This is a genomic window from Pseudarthrobacter sp. NPDC058362 (assembly GCF_042723515.1).
Lineage (GTDB): Bacteria > Actinomycetota > Actinomycetes > Actinomycetales > Micrococcaceae > Arthrobacter.
This window is the reverse complement of sequence record NZ_JBHXIW010000001.1, coordinates 958,848-969,265: the sequence shown is the minus strand read 5'-3', so window position 1 is coordinate 969,265 and position 10,418 is coordinate 958,848. Positions and strand designations below refer to the sequence as shown.

The 10,418-nt window shown below is 63.7% G+C and carries 12 protein-coding genes and 1 other RNA gene; all 13 read right to left on the bottom strand.

The window, feature by feature from the left end:
- Positions 1–97: 97 nt before the first annotated feature.
- Positions 98–466, bottom strand: a transfer-messenger RNA (tmRNA) gene (gene ssrA / locus ACFWIX_RS04580).
- A 90-nt stretch (positions 467–556) separates the two neighbouring features.
- Positions 557–1,030 (bottom strand): SsrA-binding protein SmpB, encoded by a 474-nt coding sequence (gene smpB / locus ACFWIX_RS04575; protein ID WP_377214897.1) that lies wholly within the window; start codon positions 1,028–1,030, stop codon positions 557–559.
- Between the two features lie 87 nt (positions 1,031–1,117).
- On the bottom strand, positions 1,118–2,470 hold the full coding sequence (locus tag ACFWIX_RS04570; RefSeq protein ID WP_377214896.1) for a peptidoglycan DD-metalloendopeptidase family protein: 1,353 nt from the start codon (positions 2,468–2,470) through the stop codon (positions 1,118–1,120).
- 103 nt (positions 2,471–2,573) lie between these two features.
- On the bottom strand, positions 2,574–3,488 hold the full coding sequence (gene ftsX, locus ACFWIX_RS04565; RefSeq protein WP_377214895.1) for a permease-like cell division protein FtsX: 915 nt from the start codon (positions 3,486–3,488) through the stop codon (positions 2,574–2,576).
- Complete coding sequence (gene ftsE, locus ACFWIX_RS04560; protein ID WP_377214894.1) at positions 3,485–4,273, bottom strand: cell division ATP-binding protein FtsE; 789 nt, start codon at positions 4,271–4,273, stop codon at positions 3,485–3,487. The genes ftsX and ftsE overlap by 4 nt, the downstream gene beginning before the upstream one ends.
- A 201-nt stretch (positions 4,274–4,474) precedes the next feature.
- Positions 4,475–5,590, bottom strand: coding sequence for a peptide chain release factor 2 (prfB, locus tag ACFWIX_RS04555; RefSeq protein WP_377214893.1), 1,116 nt, complete (start codon positions 5,588–5,590; stop codon positions 4,475–4,477).
- Between the two features lie 45 nt (positions 5,591–5,635).
- Positions 5,636–6,097, bottom strand: coding sequence for a pilus assembly protein TadG-related protein (locus ACFWIX_RS04550; protein ID WP_377214892.1), 462 nt, complete (start codon positions 6,095–6,097; stop codon positions 5,636–5,638).
- 23 nt (positions 6,098–6,120) lie between these two features.
- Positions 6,121–6,699, bottom strand: a complete 579-nt coding sequence (locus ACFWIX_RS04545; protein ID WP_377214891.1) for a hypothetical protein — start codon at positions 6,697–6,699, stop codon at positions 6,121–6,123.
- Positions 6,680–7,093 carry a TadE family protein gene (locus ACFWIX_RS04540; RefSeq protein ID WP_377214934.1) on the bottom strand — a complete coding sequence of 138 codons (414 nt, stop codon included), beginning with the start codon at positions 7,091–7,093 and terminating at the stop codon, positions 6,680–6,682. The genes ACFWIX_RS04545 and ACFWIX_RS04540 overlap by 20 nt, the downstream gene beginning before the upstream one ends.
- Positions 7,094–7,117: 24 nt before the next feature.
- Positions 7,118–7,336 (bottom strand): hypothetical protein, encoded by a 219-nt coding sequence (locus ACFWIX_RS04535; protein WP_377214890.1) that lies wholly within the window; start codon positions 7,334–7,336, stop codon positions 7,118–7,120.
- 55 nt (positions 7,337–7,391) lie between these two features.
- Positions 7,392–8,333 carry a type II secretion system F family protein gene (locus ACFWIX_RS04530; protein WP_377214889.1) on the bottom strand — a complete coding sequence of 314 codons (942 nt, stop codon included), beginning with the start codon at positions 8,331–8,333 and terminating at the stop codon, positions 7,392–7,394.
- A complete protein-coding gene (locus ACFWIX_RS04525; protein WP_377214888.1) occupies positions 8,330–9,187 on the bottom strand; it encodes a type II secretion system F family protein in 858 nt (285 codons plus the stop codon). The genes ACFWIX_RS04530 and ACFWIX_RS04525 overlap by 4 nt, the downstream gene beginning before the upstream one ends.
- Complete coding sequence (locus tag ACFWIX_RS04520; protein ID WP_377214887.1) at positions 9,184–10,407, bottom strand: CpaF family protein; 1,224 nt, start codon at positions 10,405–10,407, stop codon at positions 9,184–9,186. The genes ACFWIX_RS04525 and ACFWIX_RS04520 overlap by 4 nt, the downstream gene beginning before the upstream one ends.
- Positions 10,408–10,418: the final 11 nt, after the last annotated feature.

Genomic DNA, 10,418 nt, shown 5'->3' with positions numbered 1-10,418 from the left:
CCAGAACATCCGGACAAAGAAAAACACCCCGGTCCGAAGACCGGGGTGTAACCGATGACCCGACTCATCCGTGAAGGATGTCTCGACTCATCACACAAAGTGGAGATGGGGGGAATTGAACCCCCGTCCGATGTCGTGTTGTCAGGGCTTCTCCGGGCGCAGTTTGCGTCGGATTTTCTCGGCCCCAGCCATGCTGCAAACAGCTGGCTGATCCGGGCCCAGTCACCTAAGAGTCCCGTTCACCCCGATGACGAGGGTAAACAGCAGTGGCTATCTAAATGACGCCAGGAACCGGGGCGATAGCAACCCCGGGCTGACGGACTGTCTTACTGCTTAGGCAGCAAGAGCGAAGTCAGTGCGCTTAGATTCGGCACTTATTGGTTTGCAGACAGCGTTAACGAGATAATTCTGCATCCTCGGCCCGCTTCACCTGTCGCGACTAACATCGTCGAAACCGATCATCCCCGTATTTTGTTACCAAACCGGCAGGCACGCCCGCCGGACTATCCATAATAACGCATGTCCCTGGCAAATCATTCCCGGTCGCGCGGGAGCGTCAGCGGCGGCGGTTGCGCTCCCGCATTTCACGCTGGGCTTCGCGGTTGTCCTGCTGCTCACGCAGTGTCTGGCGCTTGTCGTATTCCCGCTTACCGCGGGCTACCCCGATCTCCACCTTGGCACGGCCGTCAACGAAGTACAGCTGCAGCGGGACCACCGTGTACCCGGATTCGCGGATCTTGTGGGCGATCTTATTGAGCTCCTCGCGGTGCAGCAGCAGCTTGCGCCGCCGGCGTGCCGCATGGTTGGTCCAGCTGCCCTGGTTGTACTCGGGGATATGGATGGCCTCCATCCACAGCTCGTCGTTGTAGAACGTGCAGAAGCCATCCACCATGGAGGCGTGCCCCTCGCGCAGGGACTTCACCTCGGTGCCCATGAGGGCGATACCGGCCTCATAGGTATCCAGCACATGGTAGTCGTGCCGGGCCTTGCGGTTGGTGGCCACCACTTTCCGGCCACTTTCTTTAGGCACGGGCGTACTCCTCATTCCAAGAATCCTTTGGCCTCCCGGCCTGCCGGCCGCGGAGTCCTACCAGTGTACGGCAGGCCAAAGCCCGGCTCAGAGCAGTCCCATCGGGTCAACGGCGGAACCGTTCAGCCACGTTTCAAAGTGGGCGTGACAGCCGGTGGAGTTGCCTGTGTTGCCCGAGTAGGCAATGAGCTGCCCTTGGGAAACCCGCTGGCCGTCCGAGACGACGACGCTGGCGTTGTGGTAAACGATGGTGGTCAGGGTATTGCCCTGCACAACGCCATGGGAGATCTTGACCCGCCAGCCGCCGCCGTCGGCCGAATTCCAACCGGAACTGAAGACTTCGCCAGCCGCCGGCGCATAGACGGGTGTGCCGCAGGCAGCGCCGAAGTCGATGCCGGTATGCATATAACCGCCGGTGCCATAGAAGTCGATGGTGCCCGGCGGCGTGGCACGCCAACCGAAACCTGAAGTGATCGGCACTCCTCCGGAGAAGGGGTGCCGGAGTCCAAAGGCCGACGGCGATCCCACCGGCGGAACGAACGGCTGCGACGGGGGCGGCGGCTGGTTCCTCGCTGCCGCGGCGGCCGCGGCAGCGGCGGCAGCAGCAGCAGCCCGCCGACGCTGTTCGGCCAACCACGCCTCGCGAAGCCGGCGGTCGCGTTCCTTGATCTCGGAGGCAACGGCAACCTGGCTCGCTTTCACACCCGCCAACTGGGTCTGGATGGCAGGTTTCGCTGCCTGCAGTTCCTTGTTGAGCCGGGAGGTGTCGGCAATAAGCTTGTCCACCTTGGACTTCTTTGCCGCGGCTTCATCCCGGGCAGCCTTCTCGCGGACCAGGGCAGCATCAGCCTTCGCTTTGAGGTCCTTGATCTCCGCTTCCACGGCCTGGAGGCGGGCCTGGGAGTTCACGTTGGTGGCATTCTGCTGGGAGAGCTTGTCCATGGCGGCGTTCTGGCTGCGCATAGCCTGGTCTGCCAGGTCCATGGTCTCCGTCAGGCTGGAGCCGCTGTTGGAACCGAAGAAGAGCGACAGGTTGGACGGCACGCCGCCGGATTTGTAAGCCTGGGTGGCGATCTGGCCTATCAGCTTCTTGGTGTCGGCGATCTTCTTCTTGTCGGTTTCCAGCTGCTGGGTGATCTTGGCCTTGTTCTGCTGAGCCATGTCCACGCGGGCGGACAGGGCTTCCACTTCCTTGACGGCTCCGGCCACCCTGCCTTGGGCCTCGAGGAGGGCCTGCTGCGCTCCGGGGAGCTGGCCCTGGTAAATCACCAGGTCGCCTGCAGCCTTGGCGATGCGGGCGTCCACGAACTCCAGCGACTGCTGCACGCGGGCCGCTTCTGCGTTGAGGGCCGCCTGCTTGTCTTCGAGTTCGTCGGCGAACGCCACGGGGGCCGAGGAAGCGAGTCCTGCGGCCAAGACCACGGCAAGGACACCGCTCATCAGCCCGGTTCTCTGCGCACGCGCGCGGCCACCCCAGCCGGGGCGGCCGCTCTTTATTTGGTCCATGGCATTCATAGGTATTCCTTGTTCGGCTTGCATTAGCTTAGACGCGCAAGTATCGGCGTAGGGTCAAGAGTGACGAAATTCCAGCCAAGGATCCGCCAAGGATTATCAAGGCAGGTGCAAGGATCAGGGTCTGACTGGACGAGATGAACGCCGTGTCCGGGTACTGCCGGGACATGAAGTCGCCCAGGAAGAAGTGGGCCACAGCCCAGAGCGTCCCGGAGGCCAGCGTCGCACCAATGACCGCGGCGATGACGCCCTCCAGGATAAACGGCAGCTGGATAACGGTCTTGGAGGCACCCACCAGGCGCATAATTCCGGTTTCGCGGCGGCGGCTGAAAGCGGACAGCCTGATAGTGGTGGCGATCAGCAGGATGGCACAAACAATCATGACGCCGGCGATGCCCACGGCAACAAGGGAAGCGCCGTTCATCACCGAGAAGAGCCGCTCCAGCAGCTGGCGCTGGTCAATGACGGTCTCTACACCGGGCTGGGAGGAGAACGTCTCGCTGATGATCTGGTACTTCTCCGGGTCTTTCATGTTGATCCGGAAGGAGGCGGGGAGTTGTTCCGGCGTGACGGAGTCCACGATGGGCGAGTTCGAGAACTGGTCCTTGAAGTGCTTGTAGGCCTCTTCCTGGGACTCGAACTGGAAGTCGTTGATGTACTGGCTGACCGCTGGCGATTCGAGCAGGGCGTTCAGGTTCTCCTGCTGCTCGGCGGTGACGGACCCCCCGGAGCAGCCCGCCGCCGTCGAACCTTCCCCGCAGAGGAAGATGGCCACCTGGACTTTGTCGTACCAGTAGCCCTTCATCTGGTTGATCTGCATCTGCAGCATGCCGGCCGCGCCCACGAACGTCAGGGACACGAAGGTCACCAGAATGACGGAGACCACCATGGACAGGTTCCGGCGCAGGCCGCTGCCGATCTCGGAAAGAATGAATGCGAGCCTCACCGCTGTGCCTCGCTTTTGGCACCATTGCCCGGAAGGCCGCCGTCGGGCGTTTCCCTGCCGCTGGCATCCTTAAGGCGCCTGGACTGTCCGACGACCGGGATCAACGAGGTGTACAGAGCCTTGGCTTCGTCGCGGATCACCACGCCGTTCTTGAGTTCCACCACCCGTTTGCGCATCTCATTGACGATGTCGTCGTCGTGCGTCGCCATCACCACGGTGGTGCCGTTCTGGTTGATCTTGTCCAGGATGCCCATGATGCCCATGGACGTGGTGGGGTCCAGGTTTCCGGTGGGCTCGTCGGCGAGGAGGATCCCCGGGCGGTTCACCACCGCGCGGGCAATGGCGACGCGCTGCTGCTCGCCGCCGGAGAGTTCGTGCGGCATGCGGTGTTCCTTGCCTTCGAGGCCCACTGTTTTGAGCACCTCGGGCACGGTATCCCTGATGACGCTGCGGCTCTTGCCGATGACCTGCATGGCGAACGCGACGTTGGCGAAGACGTTTTTCTGCGGCAGCAGGCGGAAGTCCTGAAAGACGACGCCGATGCCGCGGCGGAGGCGCGGCACCCGCCAGCTCGAAATCTTGGCGACGTTCTGGCCGGCCACGTAGACAGCACCGGATGTTGCGCGGTCCTCTTTCAGGACGAGCCGCAGGAAGGTCGATTTCCCGGAGCCGGATGCGCCGACGAGGAAGGCAAACTCGCCCCGCTCAATCTCAAGGCTGACAGAGTCCAGCGCTGGCCGGGCTTTTTGGTCGTAGACCTTGGTGACATTTTCGAATCGGATCATGGCCCTAAGTACCCTGCAGCGGCTGGGCCTGGGACAGCACAGATCTGCAGCCGGTGCACGGGTTTTCGTTGGGGGAAGTAGGGCCCCGGCCTTTCGACTATACGCAGGGCATACGGCCTCTTCGCGGGGTTTGGGGCGGTGTGTCGCCGGATCGGGGGTCCGCAGCCGCCGGGCACACAGCGGCAGCGGACGTGCCTTTGCCTACTTTTCGGCGTTGCGGTTATCGGTACGCCAGCGGATGCCCGCATCGATGAAATCGTCGATTTCGCCGTCGAACACCGCAGAGGTGTTGCCGACTTCGTGCTCGGTGCGGAGGTCCTTCACCATCTGGTAGGGGTTGAGGACGTAGGAACGCATCTGATCACCCCAGGAGGCCTTCACATCCCCGGCCAGCGCCTTCTTTTCGGCGTCTTCCTGTTCCTTCTTGAGCAGGAGGAGCCGTGACTGGAGGACACGCATGGCCGCCGCACGGTTCTGCAGCTGCGACTTCTCGTTCTGCATGGACACTACGGTGCCGGTGGGAATGTGCGTGAGGCGTACCGCGGAGTCTGTCGTGTTGACGGACTGGCCGCCGGGGCCCGAGGACCGGAAGACGTCCACCCGAATCTCATTGTCCGGAATCTCGATGGAGTCCGTCTGCTCGATCAGTGGAATGACTTCCACAGCGGCGAACGAGGTCTGGCGGCGGCCCTGGTTGTCGAAGGGGCTGATGCGGACCAGCCGGTGCGTTCCGGCTTCGACGCTCAAAGTGCCGAAAGCGTAGGGGGCCTTGACCTCGAAGGTGGCGGACTTGAGCCCGGCTTCTTCGGCGTAGGACGTGTCCATCACCGTGGTGGGGTAACCGTGGCGTTCTGCCCAGCGCAGGTACATGCGCAGCAGCATCTCCGCGAAATCGGCGGCGTCCACGCCGCCGGCCCCCGCCCGGATGGATACAACGGCTTCACGTTCGTCGTACTCGCCGGACAGCAGGGTCACCACTTCCAGGTCCTTGAGGGCCTTTCGGATGGATTCCAGTTCCGCGGCCGCCTCCCCCATGGAATCCGCGTCGTCTTCGTCCTGGCCCAGTTCCACAAGGACTTCCAGGTCGTCGATCCGGGAGGCCAGGGTGGTGAGGCGCTCCAGTTCGGACTGGCGGTGGGACAGGCGGGAGGTGATTTTTTGGGCCGCAGCGGGGTCGTCCCACAGGTCCGGTTCGCCTGCCCGCTCGCTCAGTTCAGCGATGTCTTCCTTGAGCGCGTCAATATCGGTGACCCGTTCGATGGACTCATAGGTGGCGCGCAAAGCGCGGATTTCTGCGGAAAAATCAATATTGGCCATGGTTATTTAACCCTACGCTATCCGTGGAAACGTCCGGTCCGGACCTCAGCGGGTCAGCCGCGACCGGGCGGTGGACGAGGCTTCGATGGGGATCCCGCCGGGAACAAGGAAGTTGGCAACGGGTGGACGCACCACAGCGGTGAGGACGACGACGGCGGTGGCACCGTCCGGTGTGCCCGTCGCCGGCGCGACGGACAGGCCGTCAAAGCGCAGAGACCCGGGGCTGCGGGCAACGAAATCTGCCGCGACGTTTCTGACGCGGGCACCATTCAGCGATGCCGACGGCGGCCCGCCCCTGGTCTGCACCTCACCTAAGGTGTAGCTGTCGGCGGCCGCCAACGCGGCGCCGTCGGCCAGTGAGAGCAGGCGCTTGTGTTCGAGGTATACGGACGAAATGCCGATGACCACGGTGGTGACCAGCAGCGACATGGCCACAAAGCCCAGGACCATAACGGTAATCTGTCCGGCCTCGCAGTCCTGCTGTTCTACCGCTGCTCCCTGTTTCATGTGCGTCACTGGCTTCATGGACGTCACCGGAACCGGCCCACGAGTTGGGTCGAGGATGCTTCTACTTCGGTGGCACCCAGCCGGAATCCCGGGTTGAACGGCAGGAAGGGCAACGGGATGTCCAAGCGAACGGTGACAGAGACAGCGCTTCCAGCGGATTGGCAGTCGGCAGGGGTGCAGGCCACGGACACACTTGCTGCTTCAGTGCCGTGCCCGAAGTCCCGGAGCGCGATGGCCACGGCCTGTTCGGCGGCAGCGAGTGCGGCTGCCTCGTCCGGCTGGGCAACGTAGACCTTCGCGGCCTGGTCTGCCGCGCCCACCACGGCGAAGGAACCGCCCTGGATCTGGGAGACGGTAATGATGAAATAGACGATCGGCACCATCAGCAGCAGCGCCAGGAAGGTGAACTCCACTACCGCGCTCCCCCGTTCGCTGTCCCTTCCGGCTTCGGCTTCCCGGATGCGGGGTTCTTGGTCGAGTCCGCGGCGCAGGAACGAGCCGATGCAGGCCAGTTCGCGGTACCGGTGACCACGGCCGGCTGGGGTGTTGGGGCTGTACTGGGTGTTGGGGCTGTGCCTGATTCTAGGGCTGCACGGGGGCATGGCCTTTCACCTCCAGGGTCTCCCTTGGCCCGATCAGACCAATGACCGGCATGGGGGCGCGGACCGTAACCTCAAGAGTGCGAAGACCGCCGACTGTCACCTCGCTGATGGATACGTGTTCGGCGAACTCTGGGTTGAGGGCGAGGCCTATGAGGCTGCGGGTACGTTCTTCTGCGTCCGCCGCTCCCCGGTCTGCGAGCGTTCCATAGCGGGCGCCGGACGCAGCGGCGTCGATGAGGGTGTTCCTGACGTGCAGGACGAGAGCCAACTGGATGATGGCCATAAAGAACACCACGAGCAGGCTGCCCACCAGGACAAAGTCCACGACGGCCGAGCCCTCTTCACGGCCTGGCACGGGGGTGCCCGTCCGTGGTCCCCTCCCCGGTACGGCCATGCCCCGGAATGGGACAGCCATGAATCAGCTTCCGACCCTGTCCATTGCCTGGTTGAACATCGTTTCCAGGGCGGGCCCGGCGAGCGCGAGCAGTGCGGCGACCAGGACAGCTGACATTAAGGTGATCATGACCCAGCCGGGGACGTCGCCGCGCTCAGGATGGTCCACGGGATGGCGGGCTGCTGCGGCCCTGCCGGTGGCGGCGAGAAGGAGCACGGTCAGGCGGAGTCCCATTTTCTTCATATCTTGTCCTGTTCGTTGAGTTGCAGCGGGTTTGCCAGGTTCATGGGCAGCCTTCCTAGAATCCCAGATTGATCGCAGCGATGCCCGGGAAGACGGCGAAAATGACGGTGAGGGGCAGGACACCAAACACAAGCGGGACCATCATGGCAATCTCCTTCTTGCCGGCCGCCTCCATGAGATCGCGCTTGGCTGTGTCCCGGACATCCTGTGCCTGGGCGCGGAGCACGTCTGAGAGCGGCGTACCTCTTTCGGCTGCAACGATGATTCCGTCGACGAACCGGACCAGCGGTGCCAGGTCGGTACGGGCGGAGAATTCCTGGAGTGCCCGGACGAGGGGCTTGCCCGCCCGTGTTTCGGCCATGATCGTGGCAAATTCCTTACTCAGCTCTCCCTGCGAGCTGCGGCATACCCGGTCCAGGGCACCGCTGGCGCTTTCACCCGCACTGACGGCGAGTGCCATCAGCTCAGCCAGACTGGGGAATTCAGCCATCATGCGTACTTCCCGGCGCCGTATCTGCACCCCGAGCCAGTGATCGCGCATCATGAAGCCGCCCACGGCGGTGCCGAGCACGACGATCACAGCGAAGACAGGGTTGAACCGTCCGGCGGCAGCACTGAGGACAATGACGATGAGCGCAGCGGCGAAGCCTCCAGCCGACCAGAGCATCTGCTCAGCGCGGAAATCCACGGATGACTTCTGGATTCCGGCCTGGGCCAGCCGTCTTTCGGTAGCACCGGGTGCGGGGTTGAGCCGCCCGAGGCGGCCAAGGGCGTCGCGGAGAATCGGGCGGAGAATCCGTTCCAGCGGGCCGAATGGCGTCACGTTCTGCTCACCGGTGCGGAGCAGCCGGGATTCAAGGTTCTGGGCTCTTAACTGGGGTTCAATGCGCTCGGCGAAGCTTGTTGCCCGCATATAGGGAGAACGGAAAATGATGAGCCACAGCCCGGTCCCCAGAAGGATGCCCAGAACGGCGGCGAGCGGGTACCCCGAAGTCATCGCAGCACCCGCTCGTCTTCGGGAAGCGCGCCGATGCGGAGCATGATGGAGTAACAGGCCAGCGAGATCATGAGACCGCCCAACAGCACGCCGGCGCCCATGGCAGTGTTGTAGGCCTGCACGGCCTCTGGCCGGGTGGACAGCAGGAGCATGACAATCCACGGGGCAGCGACGGCAAGCCGGGCGGCGTTGACCGTCCACGACTGCCGCGCTTCGAGCTCGCTCCGCGTCCTTGCGCTCTCCCGCAGAAACTCTGCAAGGGTGCCAAGCAGCTTGCCCAGGTCTGAGCCGCCCACTTCCCGGGTCAGCCGCAGTGCTTCGATGATTCTGTCCGCGACCGGGTCAGCCAGCCTGTTCTTGAGCTTGTTCAGGGAGCCCTCGAACTGTCCCCCCGCCCGGTAGTCAGCGCCGAATTCCCGAAACACCTGCCGCAGTTCCTCCGGCCCTTTGTCGCCCAGTTGGATAAGAGCTTCGGGCAGGGGCAGGCCGGCACGGATGGCAGAGCGGAGATGATCGACGACGTCCGGCCAGAGTTGGCGCAGGAGCGCTGTCCGCTTTCTGGCGCGCCATCGCAGCATGGTAATAGGCAGCCACCCCGCAAACAGACCGAAGCAGATGGCGATGGGCCACGAGCCGCTCACCGCAAAGAAAAGCAGTGTCACGAAGGCGCCAAGGCCGGCGCATGTTCCCAGCAGCCCTCCAACTGAAACCTTGTCCACGCCGGCCGCGGCCAAGAGATCGGCCAGTCGGCTTGTCCGCGCTTCCCGCGGCGCCGCTGGAGATGTCTCCCAAAAGGACCACCAGACCAGGAACAGCCCTGCGCCGGTGGTTACCCCGAGGAATGCCGGAATCATCGCAGGTCCAGCAGCGCCGCGACGTCGTAGCCGGCCCGGGCAAATTTCTCCGCTGACGGCATGGCATTGGCCCGCGGCTGGAGCGCACCGTCGGCCAGTACAAAGACTGGTGATGACTCGATGACTCCGTTCTCCACCCGCCGGCCCAGGGACAGGATCTCAGTCACTTGCCGGCGTCCGTTGGCATGCCGGCTGCAATGGACGACGAGGTCGATGCATGATGCCACCGTGGGGACCACGAAGGCAGACGATATGTTTTCTCCGGCGAGCAGCGGAAGCGTGCAGAGCTTGGTGACGGCGTCATGCGCCGAATTCGCGTGGATGGTGCACATTCCAGGCATTCCGGAGTTCAAGGCGATGAGCATGTCGAGGCTTTCGGCTTCGCGTACTTCGCCTACAACGAGCCGGTCGGGGCGCATACGGAGTGCTTCCTTGACCAGGCGCCGGAGGGGGATCTCCCCGGTGCCCTCGAGATTGGGCTGGCGGCACTGAAGGCCCACCACATCGCGGAGCGGGAATTGCAGTTCGAAGATTTCCTCAACGGTGATCACCCGTTCGCGGCTGCCAATTCCTGCGGCTAAACAGTTCAACATGGTCGTTTTGCCGGCCTGCGTGGCACCTGAGACGAGGATGTTCAGCCCGCTGGAAACGGCCGCGCCGAGGAACCGGGCCGACTGCGGCGTGAGGGTTCCCAGCTCGACGAGGTGCTCGAGCCTGCTTGCCTTCACTACAAACTTCCGGATGTTAACGGCCCAGTGGCGGCGGGTGACATCCGGAATTACTACATGCAGCCGGGACCCGTCCGGAAGGGCGGCATCCACAAACGGCGTGGACATGTCCAGCCGCCGGCCTGAACTCTTGAGCATCCGCTCCACCAGGTCGCGGACCTGCTGCTCCGAGAGGCTGAGCGAGGTCAGTTCAGATTCCCCGTTACGGGCTACGTATATTTCGTGAGGGGCGTTGATCCAGATCTCTTCGATCGTTGGGTCATCCAGCAACGGCTGCAGGACGCCAAACCCGGCGACGGCGTCGAACAGGAACTTGCGTGCCGCCTCCAGAGGTCCAATCGGAGGTAGCGGCCCCAGCAGGGCACGCTCGTCATAATCCGTGACAGCCGCTTCCACGAGCCGCCGGACTTCCCCGGCCTGCCTGGAGGGATCCAGGCCACGGCGCCGGATGAGCTCCCGCACCTCGTCCTCGACTATCCCCAGAGCATCCACGCAGTCCCCCA